This is a genomic window from Alkalibacillus sp. S2W (assembly GCF_046764385.1).
In the GTDB taxonomy this organism is placed as follows: domain Bacteria; phylum Bacillota; class Bacilli; order Bacillales; family Alkalibacillaceae; genus Alkalibacillus; species Alkalibacillus almallahensis.
The window spans coordinates 2617507-2643449 of sequence record NZ_CP177234.1 but is presented as its reverse complement, the minus strand read 5'-3'; the positions used below and the strand labels follow the sequence as shown (position 1 = coordinate 2643449).

Sequence of the window (25943 nt, the reverse complement as noted above, 5' to 3'; positions counted from 1 at the left end):
GATATAACTAGAGAAGATCTAAGAAATGAGGGGTAAGATGTCGAAATTAGAATCGGTAGGTCAAGATGTCACGCTAATAGATGGTTATGATTTAGACTTACCTAATCGGACAGGGAGTTATATCATTCAAGACGAAGCATTAACTGTGATAGAAACAAGTGCTAGTCCATCAGTCCCATTCTTAATTGAGGGATTAGAAGCGATTGGCGAAGCGCCTGAAAATGTTAAACATATTATTGTTACGCATGTACATTTAGATCATGCGGGAGGAGTAGGGTTGTTGCTTCAAAGTTGCCCGAACGCGACAGTTCATGTTCATCCGCGGGGAAAACGTCATTTAGCTGATCCTACTAAACTCGTTCAAGGCGCACGAGCCGTTTACGGTGAACAATTTGATGAACTGTTTGATCCAGTGCTGCCTGTCCCTGAAGATCGATTAATTGAGCAGAGTGATGGGAGTGAACTGGCAATTGGTTCACGGACACTAACGTTTTACGATACACCAGGTCACGCCAAACATCATCTGTCGATTCATGATTCGAAGGCGAATGCGATCTATACAGGGGATACGATTGGTGTTTATTATCCGCATTTATTACCTTATGGTGAAACATTCGTCTTACCATCGACGTCTCCTAATCAATTTGACCCAGAAGCCATGTTAGAATCGCTAAGACGAATCGAAACACTTGAAGTGGATGCGATTCATTTTGGCCATTTTGGACGTTCGAGTGAGCCACAAGTCGTTTACGAGCAAATGCGGGATTGGTTGCCGATATTTTTGGAGTTGAGTGAAGAAGCAATGAAGCGAGAGTCAGATCATCAAGTTGGAGCTGTACATCAGGCTTTATTTGAACGAGTTGCAGCGCATTTAGACGCTCTTGGCGTAGCACGAGATGATGAGGTGTACCAATTACTTGAGATGGATATGAGTGTTTGCGCGCTTGGTTTGGTGGATTATTTAAAGAAAACCTAAATGGGTTCGAATCTCCTGTTAAAAAATAGCAGGAGATTTTTTATGTGATTTAAAGTTTTTTGATTGACGAAACAAGGGTGTAGCGAATATAGTAATCTATGTAATTATAATTCCGATTAAATTTATCAGAAAAAGGTGGTTTTCAAATTGGCAACAAAAGTACAGCCAGTTGATGAAGTAAAAGACCCTGTTACTGTCAAAGAAGACGAGACAGGTTTAAATAAACCACAAATGAAGCTAATTATCGCTGCGTTAATTATAGCTGCAGGATTAATGATTCATTTGATGGTCTCTTATAGTGGCGTTCAAGCCTTATTATTAGTGATTGGTCTCTTGTTAGGCTATACACTATTTCATGCGCGTTTTGGTTTTACATCAGCTTTCCGTCGGGTAATGTCGGTCGGTAATGGTAAGGCAATGCGTTCGCATATGGTGATGTTAGCGGTAGCTGTGACCTTATTCGCACCGATTCTAGCATTTGGTATTTCATTTTTTGATCTATCAGTGTCAGGGTATGTTGCCCCTGTGGGTGTGAGTTTACTAGTGGGTGCCTTTTTATTTGGAATTGGCATGCAGTTAGGTGGTGGCTGTGCATCTGGTACGCTTTATGCCGTGGGTGGAGGTCGTACGGTGATGCTCGTGACATTACTATTCTTTATTGTAGGTTCGACAATTGGAGCGGCTCACTTGCCGTTCTGGACAGAGGATTTACCAGCTTATCAACCTGTATCGCTCGCTGAAACGACTGGTTTCGGCTATGGTGGCGCGTGGTTGTTATCGATTGCGATTTTTGGGTTTATCGCTTGGTTGACGCTTGTCATTGAACGTCGTCGTAACGCGCCAAAAATGGCAACAGTTCCATCGACAACAGGGTGGAAACGCCTGTTCCGCGGCTCTTGGCCATTATTCGCAGCCGCGATTGCATTAGCTGTCTTAAACGCACTTACACTTATGACGCGTGGTTCGCCGTGGGGTGTCACGTCAGCATTTGCCCTTTGGGGATCGAAAGCAGCAGAATTTATTGGCTTCGATGTCGCAAGTTGGGCTTATTGGTCAGGCGAGAGTGCTCAAGCTTTAGAAGCATCGATTTTAACGGATTCAACAACAGTGCTTAACTTTGGTGTGATTATAGGTGCGTTTATCGCATCAGCAGCAGGTGGCTTGTTTAAATTTACCCGTCTAACGAAAGGGAATGTTTCGGCTGCGATTATCGGTGGTTTATTCATGGGTTATGGTGCTCGTTTAGCCTTTGGTTGTAACATTGGGGCTTACTTTGGTGGTATTGCATCATTTAGTCTGCATGGTTATATCTGGGGTATTCTAGCTCTAGCGGGAACATTCTTGGCTCTGTATTTACGGCCTTTGTTTGGCTTATCTGTACCCAAATCAAAAGATTCATTCTGTTAAACAAATCCCTCATGTGCTTAAACTCGCACATGAGGGATTATTTATGGATTGGAAGAGTGAACCAAAAGGTATTGCGATTGCCGTGACTTGTCACACCGATCTTACCTTGATGGCGTTCAATGATCTCTTTAGCGATTGCTAAACCGAGCCCATTTCCACCTGATTCACGTGATCTTGATGGATCAAGTCGGTAAAACCGTTCAAAAATCTTCTCGCGTTCTTTTTCAGGAATGGTGGTGCTCTCGCTTGTGATTCTTACCGTGTAATGATCACCTTCTGGGTAGCCTTCGACAGTGACAGGTGTGACGTGATCATGATAATTTAAAGCGTTATCGAGTAAGTTATTTAAAACTTGTTGGATGCTCTCAGGTTCGATGTTGGCATGTTGCGTGACGACATCTACTGATAACGGAATATAATACTGGTTAAAACGCCATTCAAATAAAGCTGTGCTTTGGTGAATGATCTCGGCTATATCAACATTCTCATTATAACTGAAAGGTTGATTTGACATATAATCAAGTGTCTTTAATTGATCGACTTGTTCAATTAAGTCTTTTAACCGTTGCGATTCTTGATATAACGCGTGCAGTGTATCTTGATTAGCCTCTAAATCGCCCGATTGCATGGCGTATAAATAGCCGTTCAAATTCGAAACGGGTGTCCGTAATTCGTGCGATAGATCCGAAATCATTTTATTACGAACCTCATCGTGTTGTTTGAGTTGATTAATCAGACGATTGTATTGCTCGATTAATTCGCCGACTTCATTATTCGCTTGATAATGAACTTTTTCAGGTTCTTGACCAGCTCTAAGCGTTTGGGTTGATTGGATTAAATCGCGAATCGGACGTGTCATGTTACGTGTTAAGTAATAATGGAGCAAGCCACCAATCAAAATCGCTAAGACCGTAAAAGCAATCAAATATTCAAGTAATAGCGCTTCAAAACGTGCCTGGGTTTCTGAATCGATTCCATTCATGGAGTCGACTAAGAAACAAGCCGTTTCGTATATGGCCCAACTGCTCAGTCCAATGGCAAGTGTGATCATTAGGATATTAATGAATGTGAGTTGAAATAACAGACCTTTAATAAACGGGTTGTTGCGGAACAAACTTATACCCCATTCCTCTGACGGTTTGGATATGCTGTGGGTGAGCGTGATCGTTAATTTTTTCGCGTAGTTTTTTTATATGGGCATCAATCGTTCGATCAAATACCACAGTTTCGTCGTTAGGGTATAAATGACCCAACAACTCTTCACGCGAGAAAACGGTGTTTGGATTCTGCATAAACAAGTAAAGCAGGTTGAATTCATGCTTGGTTAATGAAATGGGGGCACCGTTCTGTAACACTTCCCCTTTTCGGACTTTGATCGTTAACCCGTCGTATGCGATTTTTTGGCAAAATCGCCCTGTTCGACGCAAAACGGCTTCGACATGGGCGATTAACTCATCTGGGTTAAACGGCTTAGTGATATAATCATCTGCACCCATTCGAAGCAAGTTTATTTTATCTTCGACTTGTGTCTTGGCAGAAAGAGCAATGATCGAGATTTCTTCTTGTTCTTGCTCTCTGACCCATTCGCAAAACGCTTCGCCACTTAATTTAGGTAACATTAAATCTAAGATGACTAAGCAGGGTTGATGTGTGGTGAACATGGTCTGAGCTTCTATACCGTCAGCTGCTTCGACCACATCATAGCCTGCTTTTTCTAAATAAGTGTGAATTAATTGGCGAATCATTTGGTCGTCATCCACGACTAATATCGTTTGTTTCATAGAACTCCACCTCTACCACTTATTATATTAGAATGGTAGAGCCTAATCCATTTTTTCGTACTCTTGGACCATCATGTCGTAATTCATAGCACCAAATGCTTTGTGCTGAATAACACCTTCAGAATCTACCATATAAGTTGATGGAATCGGGATGATTTCATAAGCTGTCGCAACTTGGTCTTCACGGTCGAGTAAAATAGGGAAAGACAAGCCAAATTCTTCAGTAAAATCTGAGACATCTGAGATTGAGTTTTCTGATTCCGTTAAGTTCACAGCTAAAATTTTAATATCCGTATTCTCATGGAATTTTTGCATATCAGGCATTTCAGCTCGGCATGGTGGACACCATGTTGCCCAGAAGTTAATCATCACGCGTTGACCACGGAAATCTGATAAACGTACCACACTGCCATCAAGTGTTTCGAGTTCGAAATTAGGTGCCTGACTACCTATTTCTAATCCTGTTTCTAATTCTTCAGGGTTCCCACCATCAGCTTCACCGCTGACCATGTAATCTTCTGATTCACTCGAATTCGAAGATTCTTCATTTGTCGTCTCATCTTCAATGACAAAATCATAGACAGCCCAACCGAACATGGCTAAGATCGCGACAATTAAAATAATTCGTTTCATGAATAGACTCACCTTTCTTTAACCTAAATTAGAAAACCAAGTATCGTTAACTAAATCGAGTAAAAATGTTGATAATCGTGTCATCTGACCAGTAAAAAGCAATAGACCCATGATCACCATAATGACACCGCCGATTTTCATAATCATGTTGCTATAACGTACAATCCAACGTGCTCGGCCGATGAAGAATGTCAGAATTAAAAACGGTAAAGCGAATCCAATGACATAGAAAATCGTATAAAGGGATCCTTGTGAAGGGTTACTAGCTGCGACAACTAAAATCGTGGCAAAGATCGGTCCGATACATGGCGTCCAACCTGCAGCAAAACCCATGCCAACAAAGACAGTCCCAAGATAGCCTGCTGGTTTGGTCGCAAATCGTAACCGCTTTTCTTTCATCAGTGTTGTAAAATTGAGCCAGCCTCCGACGACTAGTCCCATAAAGATAATGAAAATACCCGCGATTTGTTGGATGAATTGGCCTGACTCCCCTGATAAGAAGCTTTGAATCCATTCGCCAACCATGGATACACCAACGCCAAGTGAAATGAAGATCAGTGAGACACCGAATAAAAACAAAATCGCGTGGCTAAAAAGTTTCGTCCTTATACGCGCGTCGTGTTGCCCTTCTAAATCTTTCACGCTAACCCCAGTAATATAGGAAAGATAAGCTGGGAAAAGCGGCAATGTACACGGTGATAAAAACGATAACATTCCCGCGCCAACAGCTAGCCAAATATTTAAATCTGCGACATCAATCATAACGTGACACCTTCTTTCGCGTTGTATGGATGATTAAACTGATTCCAGCGATTAGAACGACCGCGACAAACCAAGGAGCGAGTAAAAATGAGAATGTTGTCGTAAATGGGGCCCAAAACTGCATGATTAGGTGCCCGGCGCTCCATAAACTGATTAATAACCCACTGAGTAAACCAGGTTTCAAATGCTGGTCGACTATAATTAAAGTTATGACAACTACCGCTAAAATAATTAAGTTGTAGATCGCGAATGTATTCTCAAAAACGATTAAATCAGTCGTGTTATAGGAGAATGACGCAAACAATAGCGAATATACAAAGCCATAGAGCTGTTTATTCAAATCAATGGATTCTTTATATGCTTTACGAGTAAGTAAAATAAAAGCGATGAATATGCCAAAATACAAAGCATTAGCAGAACTAGGGTACGCTAAAACAGCGATAGGATCTTGAAGAAATAACGGGAGCTGAAAGACGACTTTACCAACCCATGTTAATAAGATGATATTGAGGACGACCCCAGCAATATCTTCGAGTTTTGCGACGCGTTGTGCGGCAAATAATCGGTAAACGATCAGTCCGACTAGCCAACTACCTAGTAACATTAGGATATCGATGATTGCTGCTGTGGTTGCCACGGTGTTCCCTCCTCTAATGACTGCATGTTACATAAGAATTATGAAAGTTTGATGAAAGTGAAAAAAGATATTTCGTTTAATTTAGAGAGGGCATGTTACGATTGAGGGAGCAGAGGAGGATTCACGATGACTGAAGATACGCCACAGTTATATTTAGATGCGGATGTTATGGAACGAAATTTAGATCGATTAGCTATGTTCGCTAAAGAAAATGGGTTGAGTTTCAGACCACATGTCAAAACCCATAAAAGTAAACAGATTGCACGAAAGCAAATGGACGCTGGTGCTGTTGGTGTAACGGTTGCGACTTTAGATGAAGCGGAAGTGATGATTGATGCAGGGATTCCATCCGTGATGATTGCTTATCCAGTTACGAAAGCCGAAAAAATAGCTCGCTTACAAACTTTAGCTGAACGAGCACATATCATCGTTAGTATTGATACGACAGTCGGAGCTAATCTTTTAAGTGAGGCATTTGCAGAAGAATCGGTAGATGTCTGGTTGAAAGTGAATTCAGGCCTCAATCGTTGTGGAGTTGAACCAGGTGAAGAAGCAGTAGAATTGGCACAGTATGTAACGAAGCTTCCAGGCTTAAATCTGACGGGAATTTATACGCATGCAGGTCATGCTTACGGTGCCGCATCAGAAGACGAACGACAGGCGATCGCTCGTCAAGAAGCGGAAAGCGTCGTCACAAGTGCTAAGCGCTGTGAAGAAATTGGGATTAGGATCCTTCATCGTAGTGTGGGCACGACACCGACCGTTTTTGATGCAGGTGTGTATGATGGCGTGACGGATATCAGACCTGGGAATGCCGTATTTTATGACATGGTGCAAGTTGGCTTAGGTGTCGCAGAGCCTGAGGATTGTGCTGTGACGGTAAAAGCAACCGTTGTCTCGAGACACTCGAACCGTCTTGTGATCGATGCAGGGAGTAAAGCCTTATCACTTGAAAAAGGTGCTCATGGTAATGAATCAGTGGTTGGATTTGGCTATGTGGTGGAACATCCTGAACTCATTATAGAAAAACTGTCTGAAGAACACGGCGTGATCCCGATTGATGCTGATTCCGATTGTCCATTAGCGATTAATGACACAATTCACATCATTCCTAATCATGCCTGTGTGACGGTCAACTTATTTGATTCATATGTTGTGTCGACAGGTGAAATCTGGTCCGTTGATGCGCGAGGTGGGTCGAAATAAAAACGACTCGTCGTTTTCTATCCACTGATTTCAATGGCATAAATATTAATGTAACCTCGCATATTAAAGGCGAGGAGGCGATAGTCTATGAGCGAAAAAGAAAAAGCAACAAGTGAAGGTCAACCAGAAATGATGGATCACGGCGTCATTGTAAGACCTAAAGGAGAAGAGTGGCATGTGTACTTAGTGGATCAAGAAGATGATGTAGAAACCTTCGATAACAAGGGAGAAGCATTAAAACGAGCAGATGACATTTCTGATGAGTATGAATCATTTGTTCAATTGCTCGATGAAAACGGCGATGTGGATAATAATTTAACTTATGATGATGTGCAATAAAAAGGCAGTGGCTTCGTCTAAGTAGTTCTGTTTCGGTGGAGAAACTACGAAATAGAATACTAAATAACAGACCAATTCTCATATGATTTGGTCTGTTATTTTTCTTTATATATTAACGATTATTGGGTATTAACACTTGAATTAGCATACAAAACCGGAACCCAAATAGCATAAAGTCAATAGCCGTTGTCAATGTACTTTTTCTATATGAATTTGTATGCTATTTTCGATACTGATTTTTTAAAAATAAGAGGGGAATTGTTATTTTATGTTAAAATCAATATAGAATTTGTAAAAGAACTTACTTAAACTAAAAAATCAGGATAGTGAAATGAGAACGGGAGGGGATAAACATTCACCCAACAACGGTAATAGAAATCGTTTTATCGGTTATTTTTGTTATAGTTGTCTTTGGCGTTTCGCTTTTAATACCAAATAGGTTTAGGAAAGTCAGTTTAACTATTGCAACTTCTTTAACAGTACTATTACTCTCATTTTTTATTGTTCGTCCCTATTGGATGGATTACAATGTATCCAAAAAATTAGTACAACTTAATGAATATTTAGAGGAAGAGTATCCTGATGAAGCGTGGGATATAACCCAACAAGAAGGCAAACAGTATAATCCTTATCAATTTGAAGTGAAATTTGAAAATGAAAAAGGATGGACATATACTTATACAGTTATAAATGAAAATAAAATTTGTCAAGTCATTTGGACACCTCCAAAAGGAATGGTTCCTAGTGTGGGTAAACACTTTGAAGGTGACTACAACTCGTGTGATTAAAGAATAATACTTCTTTAAGTAAAAGATGCTTTTGTTCAAAAAGAAAATATAAAATAGAACGCTTAGGTAATTAAATTACCTAAGCGTTCTTGTTTGCTATTTGTACTATTATTTATAGTGCTAAACATAGTGCGATTAGCCTATCTATTTAGCTTATTATTTTAGATTTTCTCCACGGTATAGGAACTACTTAGGCTCCGTCGCCACTGCTTTTACTAGTTATTGATGGTATGAAGCGGCGATTTGACCTGCAACTTCAGCGTTGTGATAGACAAGTGCTAGATTAGTTTCTAGACTTTGGCCGTCAGTGAGTGATTTCACTTTGCTTAGGATGTATGGTGTCACATCTTTGCCTGTCACATTGTCCGCTTTAGCATCACTTAAAGCTTGTTCAATCACGCTTTCGATTTGATCGAAAGGAATCTCTGAAGCTTCAGGTACAGGGTTCGCGATTACAGCGCCACCTTCTAAACCAAGCTGCCACTTCGTTTGTAATGTTTTCGCCACGTCTTCAGGATTGTCAATTTGGAAGTCGACACCAAATTCACTTTCGCGTGAATAGAACGATGGGAAGGTGTTTGTCTTGTAACCAACAACTGGTACACCATGTGTTTCTAAGTATTCAAGCGTACGTCCAATATCTAGAATCGATTTCGCTCCAGCACAGACGACTGCCACGTTGGTTTGAGCTAATTCTTGTAGGTCAGCTGAAACGTCCCAAGTATATTCACCTTCGCGGTGGACACCGCCAATACCGCCTGTTGCGAAGACGCGAACACCTGCTAGGTTTGCTGCAATCATCGTTCCAGCTACGGTTGTTGCTCCAATTTCTTTCTTCGCAATGACATGACCAAAGTCGCGACGGCTCACTTTATGAATGCCTTCCTCTGTCGCAAATGTATAGAGCTCTTCTTCTGTTAAACCAATTTTAATTTTCCCGTCCATAAGACCGATTGTGGCAGGTACAGCACCTTGGTCGCGAATGATATTTTCAACTTTTTTCGCCATATCCATATTTTCTGGGTAGGGTAATCCGTGTGAAATGATAGTTGATTCGAGTGCGACGACTGGCTTTCCGTTTTCTAGAGCGTCACGCACTTCTTCTGTATAAGATAAAAATTGTTCCATCTTAATTCAACTCCTTTAATTTTGTATAGACCGTTTCGACGGATAAATCTTCTGCACAAGACTGTTCTGACTCTAAGGTGACAGTCGCGCAACCAAGTCCAAAACGACAAGATTCACTGAGTGACATTTGCTGGGTTGCTCCGTAAATCACACCTGAAGTAAAGGCGTCACCAGCCCCTGTGACATCTTTGACATCTACGGGTAATGCTTCGATAAAACCTGATTCCTCTTGGTTATAGTAATAAATACCTTTAGCGCCTAAGGTTAAGACAACCTGTTGGACACCTTGGTCAAGCAACTTCTGGGAAGCTACTGCGTAATCTTGTTCTTGATTAATCGTGACACCTGATAAGGTTTCAGCTTCCTCTTGATTAGGCAAGATGGTGTGTACGCCTGTTAAATCTTTGGGTAGTTTTTCAGCCTTAATCGATGATACGGGGTCAACAAAAACCGTTAATTGCTGTTTAGCTGACTGTTCAATGACTTCTTGTAAGGCATCAGCAGCAATATTCGTATCAAGGAAAATCGCATTTGCTTGTTTTATATGGGACCATTTTTGCTGAATAAGCTGTTTCGTTAACGCATCATAAATCGCCATGTCAGCCATTGAGACAACGAGTTCACCACTAGGATCAAGGAAAGCACTGTATGTTCCTGTTCGCTCTTGAGATAAGGTCATCATCATTTGCGTATCAATGCCAAGCTTGAAAGACGCATCACGCAACCATTCGCCTTCTTTGTCCTGTCCGACAACAGTGGTCAAGCCAGGTCTTAGATTCAAGCGGGCTAAGTTCTCGGCAACATTACGAGCGACACCTCCTAATGATTCCTCGGTTTTTACAGGGTTTGATGACTGTAGTCGTACTGCTTGTAAGGCGTGGGCTTTACGGTCAACATTAGCACCCCCAACACAAGCAATTGTTTGTTCATCATTAAGGACGTATGCACGCCCTTTGATGCGCCCGGCTTCGATCAGCCGCTTAATATAATTGGCGACAGCTGGACGTGATAGCCCAATCTGATCAGCAAGTTCCTGTTGGGTAATATATGGATTGAATCGTATAATTTGTAGAATCTGTTCCTCTTTATCCACGGACTCACCTCCTTAAAATGAAAGCGTTTCACTATCTATAACAAAAGTTTAAAACATAAACATTTGTTTGTAAAGTGAAAATGCTTTAACAGTTATAATTATGATTAGACAAAGTGAATATAAGGCGCTAAAGTTCATTTGAGTTGACGTAAACGTACTAAGGTTACCTTCAATAATTACTCTAGTAGCTATTTTTTTGATAAGTTTTTTGTTTGGTTTTAAGCAATGATGATTGTTGTAGTTAAGTTCCTTTTATTAAAATGGAGATAACAAATTATTTAGATAATTAAAAACTTTAGCAGGTAAAAGCAAACTTTTGTCGAATTAAAGATGTATAAACATGAAACCGCTTAAATAATCATAAAATGTATTAGCGCTCACATGATAACTATTGATATGATGGAACAAAGGAGCTTCTTTTTAGGAGGCATTTCTGATGTTCATCATTAACGAAATGGTCATCATAATTGTTGTATTTGGCTTCGCGGCTTTGGTGACATACGTTTTGAAAGATGTTGTCCAAAGTAAGAAGAGTGGTTACTCCTATCTATTGATTGTGATCGCCATATTCATTTATGTGATTATTGGTTTCGTTGTATTTGAACTACTATTAAATTAAGGGGGAGATTGGATGGAGTACAGCATTTCATTAGGTACGTATTTCTGGCTATTTGTACCAATGCTACTAGTCGTTGTTCTGTCGTTCATTTCATGGGTGAAAGGGCGTGACAAATCATAATGGGTACAGCTACTTTAACGACGTTTATTATTTATCTCGTTGGGATGTTGGCGCTTGGTATTATTGGTTATCGTTTAACGAATAATCTATCAGACTACTTTTTAGGTGGCCGTAAGTTAGGCCCAGGTGTAGCCGCATTGAGTGCAGGGGCATCTGATATGAGTAGTTGGCTGATTCTCGGTTTACCAGGAGCTATTTATTTAGGTGGTTTTGGAAGTGCATGGCTCGCTGTTGGTTTAACCATTGGAGCATATTTGAACTGGCAGTTTATTGCGAAACGTTTGCGTATTTATACAGAGGTGTCTAGCGATGCAATCACATTGCCAGACTTTCTAGAGAAACGTTTCCGTGATAACTCACGTTTATTACGTAGTGCTTCAGCAGCTGTTATTTTGATTTTCTTCACGGTTTATGTAGCTTCCGGTTTAGTCGGTGGCGCTGTCTTATTCAGCAATACATTTGGGTATGACTATATGGTCGCGTTACTCATTGGTGGATTAGTCATTATCGCTTATACGTTCTTAGGTGGTTTTATTGCCGTAAGTTGGACGGACTTCATTCAAGGAATTCTCATGTTCTTAGCCTTAATTGTCTTACCGTTTGTCGCCATTTCCGAATTAGGTGGCTGGAGTGAAACAATAAGAGTTGTAGGTGAATTATCAGAAGGAAGCCACTTGAATATGATTCAGGGCGTAAGTACGCTTGCTATTATTTCCTCACTTGCTTGGGGGCTGGGTTACTTCGGTCAACCTCATATTCTAGCACGTTTCATGGCAATTCGGTCGCATAAAGATGTTCCAACCGCACGCTTAATCGGTATGAGTTGGATGGTCTTCTCATTATTTGGTGCGATTTTCGTTGGGATTGCAGGTTTTGCTTATATTGGAACAGAAGCAGTGCAATCAGAACTAGCGAATCGTGGAATAGAAGCGTCGATGGATGGCGGTATGTTAATGCTGGCCAACGAAGAAGCGGTCTTTATTGCTATAACACAATTGTTAACGCACCCTGTTGTAGCAGGTGTTTTATTAGCAGCGATTTTAGCAGCGATTATGAGTACGGTTGACTCCCAGTTACTGGTGTCATCATCAGCTGTGGCCGAAGACTTTTATAAAGGCTTTTTCCGTAAAAATGCCTCTAATAAAGAGTTAATCTGGGTCGCACGTATTTCAGTTATTGTGATTGCATTAATTGCATTAATTATCGCAAGTGATGATGAAAGTCGCGTACTCGAACTCGTGGCGAACGCCTGGGCCGGATTCGGAGCCTCATTCGGACCGATTGTCGTGCTCAGTCTATTCTGGAAACGTTTAACGCGCAACGGCGCCTTAGCAGGTGTTATTATCGGTGCTGTGACTGTTTTAACTTGGGATCAATTCGATCCGTTTGGTGGCTTATATTCATTAGTGCCAGGATTCTTATTTGCGACGCTTGCAGCAGTCTTGGTTAGTATAGGTGGTAAATCATCTGGGTTAATTTCAGGATTGTTAGTTATATTATTCTGGAGTTTCATCAACCCAATTGAAGGTATCTTTTCCATTGTTCTGATGTTAGCGGTTGGTGCTATTGTAGCTGTGTTAGTTGGCATGAATAAATCGAAACCTAACCAAGAAGTTCAAGATGAATTCAATAAAGTTCAAGAAATGTTGAAATCGTAATAAATTTATTTTTCGGCGAACATCTACTTTAATAGAGATGTTCGCTGTTTTTTGTGTCTAAAGGCTGATGGTGCTAGATGCGGCAAAGTTGGTATGATGATAAACGTCACTCACAACAAGAAAGGATCGAGACATCATGATGGCAAAAGGGCATCAAGCCATGGGGTTAACGTGGGGTGTAGCTGCGCTTACATTCGAAAGTTGGTACCCGCTTGATTTAAACGGTGTACCTGAAACGTTATTATTTCTTGCAGTCGTTTTAATAGGCGCTCTATTACCTGATGTTGACTCTAAACAATCTAAAATAGGACGCTATGTGTATCCGATTTTCGCTGGGGTAGTCGCTTTAATTGTTATTGGGGTTATATGGCGTCCTGAGATGTTAGGGATATTTACAGAACAAAGTACGAGCTTTTTATTAATCGGAATGGGACTCATTTTACTCATGTTAACGTCACACCGAACTTGGACGCACTCTTTAGTTTTTGTGGTGCTCGTAGGTGTTGCCTTAACAATGCTACAAGCTTCTATTAGTATATCGGAAACGTTGCAATACGGATTTTTAATCGGTGTCGTATCGCATATTTTCGGAGACTTCTTAACGAAGCAAGGCGTGCCACTACTTTATCCACTCAGTCAGAAGAAGTTTAAATTTATCTTGTCTTTTAGAACAGGATCACCAGTTGAAAACGTCGTGGTCATGGGATTAGTAGGGCTTTGTGTATGGATGTTGGCTAGTTCTGTGATGCCGTTTTAATAAAACTAGATTTGTTTTAATCAAAAGAAATTCTTTTCTTCATTCGATAAGGTCATCAATGAACAATAAGCAATGAAATAAATTGGAGTTAGGACAGCCAATATAGAAATCACCCACCATGGTGATATATTAAAGAGCAAAGGAAGGAACAACGTGATTGGAATGAATAAGGTGGTCATCCCAAATCGTCTATGCGTTTCCTTTGATATAAATTGTGTGCCACCACAGTAAGGACAAGTGAGGCGTGTGTCTAAAACAAATGCACGTTTCATTGTGTCCTTAAAAGTCCATGTTTCGAAACAACGTTGGCAAGTTGGCATTATTCAACAACTCCTTAACCTAAACGTTCATTTTGGGAATTGGTTTGTTGGGCTTTTGCTTCTTCTAAATACTGGGTGAAAGCTGAATCATTTGAATACGATAAGCATAAATATTTGTGCGCCCGCGTCATGGCGATATATAGTAAAGCGGCTTCACGTTGCGTGTCCTCTTCGTATTTATAAGGCATTTGGTCTATATTCACAATAAAGACAGCCTGAAAATCCAGGCCTTTACTCGAATCGATTGTACTAATTTTGACCTGACCGTCGTTTTTCTCATACTGACGCTTACTCGAAGAACTTTCACTAATCCAGTAATGTGGGATGTTATGTGTCTTCAGTTGGTGCTGTATGGTCCCGATGTAATCTTGATGTGACGTTCGTTTCACACGATACAAAATGACCATTTCATCTAACGGGACGTGATGTTCTTGGTTTAATTTATGGATAATGCGTGATATTTGTTTCAGTTCATCCGTAAAACGGCCAGCTTTAAAAATGAAAGGTTCAGGTCCCTTGCGCGGTGTTGTTTTTGGCGCAATGATCTCACCTTCGAATTCATGTTCAGCGACTTTGTGTTGTAACTCCGAATTGTTTCTGTAAAAGTCCCAAGCGAAACGAACGATTTGCTGCGTGTTACGATAATTGATTGATAAAATTTTTGAACGCCCTTGGAAACTAAGTCCCGTATCCTCTATATAACTGCGTTTTCGTTTATAAATATTTTGTGCACGATCTTCAACGAGTAACAGTGATTGTGTCGCTGGGTTGAGTAAGTGACTAACAAGCGTAAGCCACTCTTGTTTAAAGTCCTGGCCCTCATCAATTAGAATCGCATCATACTGTTGAGCTAATTGATTATGGGGTTTTAGTGATTCGATTAAGTTCGGGATCTGTTCGTCTTTGACTTTGAATTTGTTATACAAAAATGAATGAAAATTATAGACTTCGATGTTGCCAAATGACTTTCCATCTGGCATTTCATTGTCAAACAATGATCCTTGATCGCCTTCACTTTCAAGCTCATGTACTTTCACATCAATTTGTTGTTGTAAGTAATTCGCAAGTGAAATATTGAAGCATAGGATGAGAATATTCCAATCAGGATTTTCTCTCGCTAAAATGGCGGCCCGAGTCGCTAGGATTAAGGTCTTACCACTACCTGCGACGCCACGAATTAGACGATTTCTATCTCCTAAATTCTTCGCATAATTCTCCTGATGAATATCCATCGTTTTTAAGTTGTGCATCGATAACAAGATTTGATCTTGGTGTGGTGCTGATTGTTTAAACTCACCACTAATTCGTACTTCAGGAAACAATTTGTGACGGATGGCATCGATATCAGCCTGAGGAAGAGGCTCACGCAACCTGAAATTAACTTTAAACATATTCATTAATTTTTCGATTAAGATGGTTTCAGAAAAATGACTGTGTTCTGGATCAATTTCATCTCGTGCAAAGCAGAACTGGGGATCGATCACGCTGTACAATTGCTCACGTGACATCTGTTCAGTATATAGACGTGAAAATACAGCCCCGTACCCACACGGAAATTTTAAATTATGTTGATTTTTGCCTTCTGATTGCAGTAAGTGATTGTCTTTTTTGAGATGATTCATTAAATGGAACGTGAACTCTTCAGCCTTTTTATAAGGATTTTTCTCCATAGCCTGTTGTTGATTACGTCCAAAAATCAACCACTCATCCTTATTTGCCTTCACAATCGTATTCAGTGTCCAGTCCTTCACCTCAAGCACGACCACACCTAAATCAGGCCCGATAATGACAAAGTCCGGCCTTCTCCCATGAATTTCAGGTTCATAATACACGATGTAATCTTCTGGTAAGTAGTCTTTTAACGTACGAAACAAAATTCTTTCACCCGTCGTTGAAGACGTCCGAATCGTTTCTGGTACCGTATGCGCCATTGTCGTCACCTTTGTTTTGTTTGTTAGGGATATTTTAACATAATATGGGACTAAAGGTGTGTAAGTAATACGACTAATCTCAAAATTTTAAATGGATTTAACGACTTGGGTATAGGTTATTGTTTACGTTTAAAACTCCTTAAGCCTCGTACAACCATACTGATTGGGACGAGGATAAAAAAGAAAAACGGAATGAGATATCCTAATATATGGTCTTGGCTAATAAATCCTTGTTGCATGGCTATGACTGAAAACAAGACGATCATTGAAATTAATAGATATATATATAATTGAAAAGGTTGTTGTTATATTTTCTTTTTATGATGATATAAATAAATGCTAGTGTAAGAGCTATAGATGAAACCATCAAATAGTTAAACATGTTTGTTATTAGTATAGTGTCAAATAAAGCTAAGAAGGATAAGATTCAAAAGGCAATTATGATGCCTAGGAATAACTTTTCATACGTTTTCATGTACAGCCTCCAGTTTAATAGGGATGGATCCTTTTCGTTAAAATGGTAAGTTAATATTAACATATTATGGAATGCGGGGTTACATATTGGTTCTTAAAATGATATTTTATTTTTAATATTCTTATTTTGTTATAATTTAAGTATGACATCATTATAGTTCGGAGGATCCATATGAAAAAAGATATTCATGTCGTAGGAGCAGTGATTATAAAAGATGATAAAATACTTTGCGCTCAAAGAGGGGATAAATCTACTCTTGCTTATAAATGGGAATTTCCCGGCGGTAAAGTAGAGCCTAATGAAACACCACAAGATGCATTGAAACGTGAAATTGATGAAGAGTTTCAGTGTCAGATTCACATTGGCGATCAAGTAGAACATACGGTTTACGAGTACGATTTTGGAATCATCCATTTAACCACTTTTTACTGCACATTAGTTGAAGGTGAACCGATTTTGACTGAACACGTGAAAATAGATTGGTTAGCATCAAATGAGTTATCTCTATTAGATTGGGCGCCAGCTGATATACCAGCAATCGAGCAAATTGAATTAGATTTCTCTGTAGAAAACAGTTCCTAAGGGGGATACCATGGAAAGCTTTGTACAAGACCTCGAAAACTCACTTCGGAAAGGGTTTATAGACCGCTATGTAAAAAGCAGTGAAGCTTATAAACCACAATTATTGGTCAATGACCAACAAAATCGTCACACGGTTTTATCGGCATTTCATGAGGAATTAGAGAATTGTGATTCATTTATCTTTTCTGTTGCATTCATTACTGAAAGTGGACTAGCTGCTTTGAAAGCATTACTGTATGATCTTAAGAAAAAAGGAATTACAGGTAAGATTCTAACGTCGACGTTTTTGCATTTTAATCAACCAAATGTGTTTCGTGAATTATTAAAAGTTACAAATGTCGAAGTACGATTAACGGATGTGAAAGGCTTTCATGCGAAAGGATACATATTCGAACATGATTCTTATCAATCTTTAATTATTGGAAGCTCTAATCTGACAGCGCATGCATTAAAAGTGAATCATGAATGGAATGTAAAGCTAACCTCACATGATAATGGTGAGTTAATCAATCATTTTAAAGAGCAATTTGAAGATGTTTGGGACCAATCACAACCTTTAACGTCTGAATGGATCGATCAATATGAACATATGTATCAGCCAACTTATCAGCAACAATGGTCTGAAAATGTCTTTGATTTCCCTGGAGAGTATCAATTTAATTCGTTAGAGAAAGCAGTGAATGTCATACCGAACAAAATGCAAGAAGAAGCTTTGCATGAAATAGAAGCGGTCAGAAGTCAGGGGCATGATAAAGGATTGGTTGTATCTGCTACCGGAACAGGTAAAACGTTTTTATCTGCGTTTGATGTCAGGCGCTATAAACCGAAACGGATGTTATTCATTGTCCACCGTGAGCAAATATTGAAAAAAGCATTAGAAGATTATAAGACAATTCTGGGTGGTAAAGATGATGATTTCGGCATTTTGTCTGGTTCAAGCAAGGATCTGAATGCTAGATATTTGTTTGCGACGATTCAAACAATATCTAAAGATGAAACACTGCAACAATTAGATCCAGAATTATTCGATTACATATTAGTTGATGAGGTCCACAAAGCAGGCGCTCAATCGTACCAAAAAGTGATCAATCATTTCGAACCACAATTCTTAATGGGTATGACTGCAACACCAGAACGTACAGATGATTTTAATATATATGAGCTATTTGATTACAACATTGCCTATGAAATTCGCCTACAGGAAGCTATGGAAGAAGATATGCTTTGTCCTTTTCATTATTTTGGTGTAACAGACTTCGAAATTAACGGCGAAACAATCGACGATACGACTAAATTATCCCAGTTGGTCACGAAAGAACGTGTTGAGCATGTTTTAGAGAAAGTGCATTATTATGGGTATTCAGGAGACCGTGTTAAAGGTTTGATCTTTTGTAGCCAAAGGGAGGAAGCTAAGAAGCTATCAGACTTGATCAATGAACGAGGTTATAGAACGGTAGCTCTAACAGGTGAAGATTCTCAAGATGTGAGATTAGAATATGTTAATAAATTAGAAAATGGTGAGCTTGATTATATTCTTACGGTCGATATTTTTAATGAAGGTATAGACATTCCATCGATCAATCAAGTGGTTATGTTACGTCAAACGGAATCAAGCATTATTTTCGTACAACAATTAGGAAGAGGGCTCAGAAAACATGATTCGAAAGACTTCGTAACGGTGATTGATTTTATCGGTAATTATAAGAAAAACTATCTGATTCCCGTTGCCTTATCAGGTGACCATTCGCAAAATAAGGATAATATTCGCCGTAAAACAGTGGATACAAGCTATATTACAGGTGTATCAACCATCAATTTTGAAGAAGTCGCTAAGAAACACGTTTTTGATTCTATTAATAATGAAAACCTATCCCAATTAAAGATTTTAAGAGAAGAATTTAAACAGCTTAGATATAAACTTGGTGAAATACCTTATCTATATGATTTTTCAGATCATGATTCAATTGACCCAGATGTGATTGTCGATAAGTACGATAATTATTTTGAGTTTTTACATAAAGTAGGGGTGAAAGAACTGCCTAGTATTGGTTTACAGGAATATAAAGCATTAACCATGCTATCGAAAGAGATCTTAAATGGTAAACGAATACACGAAATTGTTTTATTAGAGATGTTAATTGAAAACGGTTCTGTCACTGAAGAAACCTATATAAATAGATTATCTAGTGTCGGTTGTGAAACGGATCAAAAGACTATTAATTCAGTGAAAAATATGTTCACTTTATCGTTTTTCAAAGACACTGATGTGAAGAAGTATGGTGGTGAAGCATTAGTCGTTATTGAACGAGATGAATTATCACTAAATAATACTTTCATTCAAGGTTTAAAAGACGAATTCTTTAAAACGTTAGTGTTAGACGTACTGGAAACAGCTAAAGAGAAGGCTAAAAAGTATAATGATGAAGAGCCGTTTACGTTGTATGAGAAATATTCTCGTAAAGATGCATGTAAATTGTTGGGTTGGGATCATGATGAAAGCTCTACTGTTTATGGATACAAAGTGAAACATGGTACCTGTCCAATTTTTGTGACGTATCACAAACAAGATGTGGAATCGAGTATTGATTACGGGGATGAGTTATTAAGTCCTGATGTTTTCAAATGGTATACCAGAAGTAATCGTTCATTAAAGTCACATGAGGTGCAGAATATTATTCATGCTCAAGATCAAGGAATTGATATTCATATTTTCCTAAAGAAAGATGATGATGAAGGGAAAGACTTTTATTATCTAGGGCAGGCGACACCTGACCGTGAGACTGTAGTTGAAGACAAGATGGTAGATAAACATGGTAAACAAATTCCTGTTGTCCATATGAACATGTTGTTAGAAGAGCCTGTGGATTACCATTTGTATAAGTATCTAACTGATAAATAATGTGAGTCTGAATTGTATTGGTTAAAATAATTGCCAATCACTTCGACCTTCAAATGCATCAATTATTGTTTGGAAATCCGATACGGGACTTTTGTAGTTACTTCGGTGGATCATGGTTTCGAGGATAGTTTGTCCTTTGTTTTTATCGAACAAACCACGTAAATAAGCATCGTATAAAATCCCGAGGCTTCCTTTTAAAGGGATGTGGTGCTTATTACAATATTTAACGGCTGCTCTCATATCATCGCTACAAGCAACACAATGCATATGGCGGGCAGTTGCTAATGTTGCTGATTCTCCAACACCAAAACGTTTCCTGAGCCTTATAAATTCATGGAAAATAGCGTTATGTTCTCTATAGCTAATGGTCAGTTCATGCATCCAGCCATCTTTTAAAGCTTGATCAACTTGTTGCTTCATTTTAATAACAGGTGTCACTTCAGCAATGACGTCGGTAGGGGTGAAGATCTGTGGACCGTATAACTGTCTTAATATATCAAATTGATCGCTTAATGCAAATCTTGAAATAATACCTGTGTCCATAACGTACCAGGGATCATTCGCCATACACATCCCTCGCTTCTTTGATCAACAGTGAATGGTCGAATGTTGATGAATCTGTTAATTCGTCAAATGATTTCCCGATGGTATTTAAGTATTCATCTGCTTTTTGTTCACTGATTTCGGCATGATCATACAATGTCATGATTTTTTCGATGTATCGTTGTGATGGTTGATCAGGTGTTGAGTGGTATAGATCTAAAGGAAAACCATATTTTTGGGCTTCATAGGTGATTGTACGTTCTTTTAGTTGATTAAAAGTGTCTCGATTAATGAGATTTAAATTTAATAATCGCCACAACATAGCGGCCCAACTGACTTTAAAGTGTTGTTGTAAGGCGAGGACATCTTGTAATCGAATATGTTGTTCATAAGAAGGATTTTGTTTAGCTAAATGTTTTAAAAGACCTTCTTCGGGCATAAGGAAATACGTAGCGAAAAGGTCTGCTAGTTGTTCTTTTTCATAATTCTGTTGATAGAAATTGACGAGGCAGACACCACCTGCTAGTTCCTGATCAAATAAGTAATGTGAGTATTCATGAGCGACGGAGAAGTGCTGGTGGCCAAGGGACTTCGCACTATTGATGATCACTATATGTTCGTTTTGTGAACGCATAAACATGGCAGAAGGGTGCTGAGATAATGTTTTTTGAAAGACGAAAACGCCTTCTTGCTCAAGCAACTGAAAAATGTCATGAATGGGTTCATCTCCTAAACCTAATTGATTACGCATGGTATGTGCACGAACTTTAGCGCGGTTCACGAGTTTATCCATCATGCTGGTTAGCCTCGCTTTCGATTTCGTTTAAATCGTGGATATGGCGTAATATCTGCTTGCCCCAATCCACTAATGATTGGTCATTCTCCGTTAACAGATCGGTTCGGAATGCCAGGTGTGTTTCTCTTTCGGGGGAATGTTCGTCTGACAGAAAATAATCTAATGAATAGCCGTATAAACTGGCCAATTGCGAAAGTAAGACTGTATCAATCGGTCCTTCACCTTTTTCAACTTTAAGCAGTTTTTGGCGGCTCATGGCTAACGTTGAACTCACTTCATCTTGTGTGAAATTCGCTTGGAGGCGTGCTTCTTTAAGTTTCGAACCAATTTCTTTATGTGTCACCATCATTCATCCCTCCTAAATTATATTGTATATAAAAATTAACATAAGTCAAATGTTTCGATTTTAATGTACATTATTAATGACTTAGTTGTTTATTAGAAGTTATGTTGTTTACGATAAAAATTTAACTCTATCAAAAGCTAAAAAAGTGACACTCTTTTGATTGGGTGTTATTTTTTAATATATAAGTTGATATAGAACAATGAACGAGGGATACGATGAAACAAACAGGATTAGTACTAGAAGGTGGCGGCAGTCGCGGGGTTTATTCGGCTGGCGTGTTGCGTTATATGATGGAACAGGATTGGTATTTACCGTATACGATTGGCGTGTCAGCAGGGGCTTGTAATGGCTCGTCTTATGTGGCGAGGCAGTTGGATCGGAATCGGCAAGTGAATATTGATTTTGTGGATCATCCGGATTATTTGTCGCTTCGGAATTTGGTGCGAAAACGGCAATTGTTCGGAATGGATTTCTTGTTCGATACGTTGCCGAATGAGTTGGCGCCGTTTGATTATCAGACGTTTGACCAGGCGACAGAGGATTTTGTTGTCGGTGTGACGGATTGTATGACGGGTGAAGCGTTGTATTACCAGAAGTCGGATTATCCTGATGATATGGTCACGTTGCTGAGAGCATCGAGTTCTTTACCGTTAGTCGCGCCTGTTGTTGAGTTTGAAGGACGATATTTAATGGATGGTGGGATTGCAGATCCGATTCCACTGAAACAATCGGAGCGTGATGGGAATACGAAGCATGTCATTGTGCTTACAAAGGAACGAGGATACTATAAAAAACCGCAATCCTTTCGTAGATGGATTCGGCGAAAGTATCGGGATTATCCTGGGTTACTTGAAGCGTTGGACCGTAGACATCATGTCTATAATGAAACGCTCGATTATATTTATGAACAGGAAGCAAAGGGTAATGTGTTTGTGATCAGTCCGTCTCGTGCACCAGAAGTTGGACGGGTCGAGCGGAATAAAGAGAAGTTAACGGCTCTTTATAATCAAGGTTATCATGATGTGGAGTACCTAGCGTCGTCGTTAAGAGAATTTTTGGAAGGATAAAACCTAGATAAGTTTATTTAATTAGCTCCCTTTCGATGAAAAAAATTAAATTAACCAGTTAACAAGCATACCAAATCGTATAGTGATGGGTATGTTTTTTTTCGTTGGTATATTAAAACTATATTCTTTGTTTTAGCATTTTAAAAATTATAATGAGGTCTGAATAGGTTTTATGGTTCGCTCAATAATGTTTGTCGTGTGGATTATCGGGTAGAAGGAACCCCTTAAATGTTGAATCGATAAGCTAAGAAATTTCTATATTTAAATGGTGCGAATCATTCTACATAAACTCCGATAATTATTACCATATAACAATATCGTAACCCATATTAGTCATATATTCTCTAATAATTTAAATAATTGCAATTTTAATACTTAACTTAATTTATTGCTAAGACTTACCGATATTAATAGGAGTATCTACTAAACTGGGAGGAATGACAATGTTAAAAATCGAGTCGCTAAACAAGCAATATATTGCCGGTGTGTGGAGAGAAGGTCAAAGTGAAAATATACTTGTTGATAAAAACCCATATAATGGTGAGGTTATCACTGAATTTAAAATGGCTGATGTGAGGGATGTGGATTTGGCTTACAAATCAGCACATGAAGCAAAAGAGGAATGGAATAAGATTAATCCCTACAAACAACGTGACATCCTTGAAAATGCTGTTAAATACATAGAGGATCATGAAGAAGAAATCGTTGATATTATTATTGATGAACTTGGAGGAACACGCCTCAAAGCAGGGTTTGAAATTGGTTTGGTTAAAGATATGATTAAAGAATCGGCAACTTTTCCACTAAAAATGGAAGGGAAAATTTTACCCTCTGTTCAGGATGGAAAGGAAAACCGTTTATATCGGATTCCAGCTGGCGTAGTAGGTGTTATTAGCCCGTTTAATTTTCCGTTTTTCTTATCGATGAAATCTGTTGCCCCTGCTATTGGCGCTGGAAATGGTGTTGTCTTAAAGCCACATGAAGAAACACCAATCATGGGCGGGACACTCATTGCAAGAATTTTTGAAGAAGCTGGGGTTCCAAAAGGATTACTAAACGTTGTTGCAACAGATGTAAAAGAAATCGGGGACACACTAGTAGAACACCCTATCCCAAGAATTATTTCATTCACAGGGTCAACAAAAGTTGGTAGCCACATTGGGCAACTAGCTGTCAAAAACTTCAAGAAGCCTCTTCTAGAATTAGGAGGAAATAGTGCATTTGTTGTCCTAGAGGATGCAGATTTAGATTATGCCGTTAATGCAGCCGCATTCAGTCGGTTTACACACCAAGGGCAAATTTGTATGTCAGCGAATCGAATCTTGGTTCAAAAATCAATTTATGATGAATTTATCACGAAATATCAGGAAAAGATTTCAGCACTTAAAACCGGTGATCCCCGGGACCCTGAAACAATCATCGGACCAGTGGTAAACGAGAGATCAGCTGAGAATTTGAAGGCAATCATTGATAAAGGTATAGAACAGGGAGCTAAACCCGTTCTTAAAGGTAATATTTCAAGTAATATGGTTGAGCCTACAGTACTTGCTGATGTCAATACAGATATGGATTTGGCCCAAGAAGAGCTGTTTGGCCCGGTTATTAGTGTTATGCCGTTTGAAACAGAAGAAGAAGCAATTACTATTGCTAATGACACACGTTTCGGCCTAAGTGGCGCTGTTCATACTTCTAACGTAGAACGTGGCGTTGAGTTTGCCAAGAAAGTAGAAACGGGAATGATTCACGTTAATGATATTACAATAAATGACGAGCCGATCGTTGCTTTCGGTGGAGAAAAACAATCCGGGCTTGGCCGTTTGAACGGTGAATGGAGTTTAGAGGAATTCACAACGATGAAATGGATTTCTGTTAATTATCAACAACGTCAATTCCCTTATTAATAGACTTTTGTTGGTTTGAAACAAGGGGGAGGGTTCAAAGTAATCGGTAAAAAGCCGCTTACTTTTATACGCCCTTTATAATTTTATGATATAAGAATAAAGGAGAGAATTATAGATTTATGACTGAATTATCTATCCAGACTGAGACAGAGTCAGAAATATTAAATGCCTTTATAAAAGTAGCCCCATATTTAAATAAGCTAGTACATGATGATATTACCATAGGAATTTATGATACTGAAAAACTAATCATTAATATTCCTGGTAATACCTTTTCATTAAATGTCAAATCTGGTGATCCACTTGCAGAAGGAGACATTATAACGAATGCAATAAGAGAAGACCGAGAAAAAATAGAAACCGTGCCAAAGGAATTATTTGGATTCCCGCTCATTGCTCGTGCCATCCCACTTCACGATAATAATGGGACAGTAGTCGGTGGAGTTGGTCTTGGGACAAGTCTTGAGAAAGCCAATAAATTGCACGAAGTTGCCGAAAGCCTCTCTGCAGTTGTGGAGGAATCTGCTGCATCAATTCAGGAAGTTTCCGGATCAGTAACGGAGCTTGCAGGCCAAGTGACTAATATATCTTCTCAAATGAAAGAAGTCAGTTCCAGTGCCGATCAGATCGGCGAAGTTTCAACAGTTGTAAAAGGCATCTCAGAACAATCTAATCTATTGGGGATAAATGCATCAATAGAAGCGGCAAGAGCCGGTGAGTTTGGTAAAGGATTTGGTGTTGTAGCTGATGAAATTAGGAAGCTGGCAACTAACTCAAAAGATAATGTCACTCAAATTGACGAAGCAACAAAAAGTATTCAAAATTTGGTTGCTGAAGTGGATAAAGCATTCTCCGAAGTCCATGAAATGACAGATTCTCAAGCAGCTGCTATTCAACAAATTTCATCAACCATTCAGGAAATCAGTGCAAATGCACAGGATTTAGCGAGAATGGCTGAAGATACCTTGCAAGCAAAATAACATCTGTCCTAAAAACACACCATATCTTAAGGTGTGTTTTTAATCCACTATATTTTTTGGTACAGTAATAATTTGGTTTTTAAGTTCAAAATCACAAAACACTTCTAAGTAATTAAAACTTATCAATGATTGTCGGAATAGTTATATAAGGATAAATAAGGTATTTAACTAACGTAAATGCTTCATTATGAACAAGGCA

At 39.0% G+C, this 25943-nt stretch carries 25 protein-coding genes; 13 read left to right on the top strand and 12 right to left on the bottom strand.

Features of this window, described 5'->3' with window-relative positions:
- The first annotated feature begins 37 nt into the window (after positions 1-37).
- Both ACKXGF_RS13635 and ACKXGF_RS13630 read left to right on the top strand, forming a co-directional pair.
- On the top strand, positions 38-976 hold the full coding sequence (locus ACKXGF_RS13635; RefSeq protein WP_411954240.1) for an MBL fold metallo-hydrolase: 939 nt from the start codon (positions 38-40) through the stop codon (positions 974-976).
- A 147-nt stretch (positions 977-1123) separates the two neighbouring features.
- Positions 1124-2383, top strand: coding sequence for a YeeE/YedE family protein (locus tag ACKXGF_RS13630; RefSeq protein WP_411954239.1), 1260 nt, complete (start codon positions 1124-1126; stop codon positions 2381-2383).
- A 37-nt stretch (positions 2384-2420) separates the two neighbouring features.
- Here ACKXGF_RS13630 and ACKXGF_RS13625 read toward each other — a convergent pair whose 3' ends face one another.
- From ACKXGF_RS13625 to ACKXGF_RS13605, 5 genes are read right to left on the bottom strand one after another with little or no spacing between them, the layout of a single operon-like run.
- Positions 2421-3497, bottom strand: coding sequence for a sensor histidine kinase (locus ACKXGF_RS13625; protein ID WP_411954238.1), 1077 nt, complete (start codon positions 3495-3497; stop codon positions 2421-2423).
- Positions 3472-4164 (bottom strand): response regulator transcription factor, encoded by a 693-nt coding sequence (locus ACKXGF_RS13620; protein WP_411954237.1) that lies wholly within the window; start codon positions 4162-4164, stop codon positions 3472-3474. The genes ACKXGF_RS13625 and ACKXGF_RS13620 overlap by 26 nt, the downstream gene beginning before the upstream one ends.
- 42 nt (positions 4165-4206) lie before the next feature.
- Complete coding sequence (locus ACKXGF_RS13615; protein WP_411954236.1) at positions 4207-4797, bottom strand: redoxin domain-containing protein; 591 nt, start codon at positions 4795-4797, stop codon at positions 4207-4209.
- A gap of 18 nt (positions 4798-4815) precedes the next feature.
- A complete protein-coding gene (locus tag ACKXGF_RS13610) occupies positions 4816-5559 on the bottom strand; it encodes a cytochrome c biogenesis CcdA family protein (protein WP_411954235.1) in 744 nt (247 codons plus the stop codon).
- Positions 5552-6196: a hypothetical protein gene (locus tag ACKXGF_RS13605; RefSeq protein ID WP_411954234.1), complete on the bottom strand. Its 645-nt coding sequence runs from the start codon at positions 6194-6196 to the stop codon at positions 5552-5554. Before ACKXGF_RS13605 ends, ACKXGF_RS13610 begins: the two co-directional genes overlap by 8 nt.
- 126 nt (positions 6197-6322) lie before the next feature.
- Here ACKXGF_RS13605 and ACKXGF_RS13600 point away from each other — a divergent pair, with 126 nt between their 5' ends.
- From ACKXGF_RS13600 to ACKXGF_RS13590, 3 genes are all read left to right on the top strand, one after another.
- On the top strand, positions 6323-7402 hold the full coding sequence (locus ACKXGF_RS13600; RefSeq protein ID WP_411954233.1) for an alanine racemase: 1080 nt from the start codon (positions 6323-6325) through the stop codon (positions 7400-7402).
- Positions 7403-7489: 87 nt separating this feature from the next.
- Complete coding sequence (locus ACKXGF_RS13595; protein ID WP_411954232.1) at positions 7490-7741, top strand: hypothetical protein; 252 nt, start codon at positions 7490-7492, stop codon at positions 7739-7741.
- Positions 7742-8259: 518 nt separating this feature from the next.
- Positions 8260-8529 carry a hypothetical protein gene (locus tag ACKXGF_RS13590; RefSeq protein ID WP_411954231.1) on the top strand — a complete coding sequence of 90 codons (270 nt, stop codon included), beginning with the start codon at positions 8260-8262 and terminating at the stop codon, positions 8527-8529.
- Between the two features lie 219 nt (positions 8530-8748).
- Here the strand turns inward: ACKXGF_RS13590 and ACKXGF_RS13585 are convergent, their stop codons facing one another.
- Together ACKXGF_RS13585 and ACKXGF_RS13580 are read right to left on the bottom strand one after the other, a co-directional pair.
- Positions 8749-9657 (bottom strand): pseudouridine-5'-phosphate glycosidase, encoded by a 909-nt coding sequence (locus ACKXGF_RS13585; RefSeq protein WP_411954230.1) that lies wholly within the window; start codon positions 9655-9657, stop codon positions 8749-8751.
- Between the two features lies 1 nt (position 9658).
- Entirely contained in the window at positions 9659-10750 is a 1092-nt protein-coding gene (locus ACKXGF_RS13580; RefSeq protein ID WP_411954229.1) for a carbohydrate kinase, read from the bottom strand.
- A gap of 436 nt (positions 10751-11186) precedes the next feature.
- Here ACKXGF_RS13580 and ACKXGF_RS13575 point away from each other — a divergent pair, with 436 nt between their 5' ends.
- From ACKXGF_RS13575 to ACKXGF_RS13565, 3 genes are all read left to right on the top strand, one after another.
- A complete protein-coding gene (locus tag ACKXGF_RS13575; RefSeq protein WP_411954228.1) occupies positions 11187-11369 on the top strand; it encodes a hypothetical protein in 183 nt (60 codons plus the stop codon).
- 119 nt (positions 11370-11488) lie between these two features.
- Entirely contained in the window at positions 11489-13147 is a 1659-nt protein-coding gene (putP, locus tag ACKXGF_RS13570; protein ID WP_411954227.1) for a sodium/proline symporter PutP, read from the top strand.
- A 136-nt stretch (positions 13148-13283) separates the two neighbouring features.
- On the top strand, positions 13284-13904 hold the full coding sequence (locus ACKXGF_RS13565; RefSeq protein ID WP_411954226.1) for a metal-dependent hydrolase: 621 nt from the start codon (positions 13284-13286) through the stop codon (positions 13902-13904).
- Positions 13905-13924: 20 nt separating this feature from the next.
- Here the strand turns inward: ACKXGF_RS13565 and ACKXGF_RS13560 are convergent, their stop codons facing one another.
- On the bottom strand, positions 13925-14224 hold the full coding sequence (locus ACKXGF_RS13560) for a TIGR04104 family putative zinc finger protein (RefSeq protein WP_411954225.1): 300 nt from the start codon (positions 14222-14224) through the stop codon (positions 13925-13927).
- Between the two features lie 14 nt (positions 14225-14238).
- A complete protein-coding gene (locus ACKXGF_RS13555) occupies positions 14239-16155 on the bottom strand; it encodes a 3'-5' exonuclease (RefSeq protein ID WP_411954224.1) in 1917 nt (638 codons plus the stop codon).
- A 646-nt stretch (positions 16156-16801) separates the two neighbouring features.
- On the opposite strand from ACKXGF_RS13555, the gene ACKXGF_RS13550 reads away from it, so the two are divergent.
- On the top strand, positions 16802-17212 hold the full coding sequence (locus ACKXGF_RS13550) for a (deoxy)nucleoside triphosphate pyrophosphohydrolase (protein ID WP_411954223.1): 411 nt from the start codon (positions 16802-16804) through the stop codon (positions 17210-17212).
- A 10-nt stretch (positions 17213-17222) separates the two neighbouring features.
- Positions 17223-20111 (top strand): DUF3427 domain-containing protein, encoded by a 2889-nt coding sequence (locus ACKXGF_RS13545; protein WP_411954222.1) that lies wholly within the window; start codon positions 17223-17225, stop codon positions 20109-20111.
- Between the two features lie 21 nt (positions 20112-20132).
- Here the strand turns inward: ACKXGF_RS13545 and ACKXGF_RS13540 are convergent, their stop codons facing one another.
- The 3 genes from ACKXGF_RS13540 to ACKXGF_RS13530 are packed head-to-tail and all read right to left on the bottom strand — an operon-like array spanning position 20133 to position 21796.
- On the bottom strand, positions 20133-20678 hold the full coding sequence (locus ACKXGF_RS13540) for a hypothetical protein (RefSeq protein WP_411954221.1): 546 nt from the start codon (positions 20676-20678) through the stop codon (positions 20133-20135).
- Positions 20668-21450 (bottom strand): ImmA/IrrE family metallo-endopeptidase, encoded by a 783-nt coding sequence (locus tag ACKXGF_RS13535; protein ID WP_411954220.1) that lies wholly within the window; start codon positions 21448-21450, stop codon positions 20668-20670. Before ACKXGF_RS13535 ends, ACKXGF_RS13540 begins: the two co-directional genes overlap by 11 nt.
- Complete coding sequence (locus tag ACKXGF_RS13530; protein WP_411954219.1) at positions 21440-21796, bottom strand: helix-turn-helix domain-containing protein; 357 nt, start codon at positions 21794-21796, stop codon at positions 21440-21442. The genes ACKXGF_RS13535 and ACKXGF_RS13530 overlap by 11 nt, the downstream gene beginning before the upstream one ends.
- A gap of 215 nt (positions 21797-22011) precedes the next feature.
- Between ACKXGF_RS13530 and ACKXGF_RS13525 the strand changes: the two genes are divergently transcribed.
- The 3 genes from ACKXGF_RS13525 (at position 22012) to ACKXGF_RS13515 (ending at position 25744) form a co-directional block, all read left to right on the top strand.
- Entirely contained in the window at positions 22012-22863 is an 852-nt protein-coding gene (locus ACKXGF_RS13525) for a patatin family protein (protein WP_411954218.1), read from the top strand.
- 443 nt (positions 22864-23306) lie between these two features.
- Complete coding sequence (locus tag ACKXGF_RS13520) at positions 23307-24764, top strand: aldehyde dehydrogenase family protein (protein ID WP_411954217.1); 1458 nt, start codon at positions 23307-23309, stop codon at positions 24762-24764.
- A gap of 119 nt (positions 24765-24883) precedes the next feature.
- Positions 24884-25744, top strand: coding sequence for a methyl-accepting chemotaxis protein (locus ACKXGF_RS13515; protein WP_411954216.1), 861 nt, complete (start codon positions 24884-24886; stop codon positions 25742-25744).
- Positions 25745-25943: the final 199 nt, after the last annotated feature.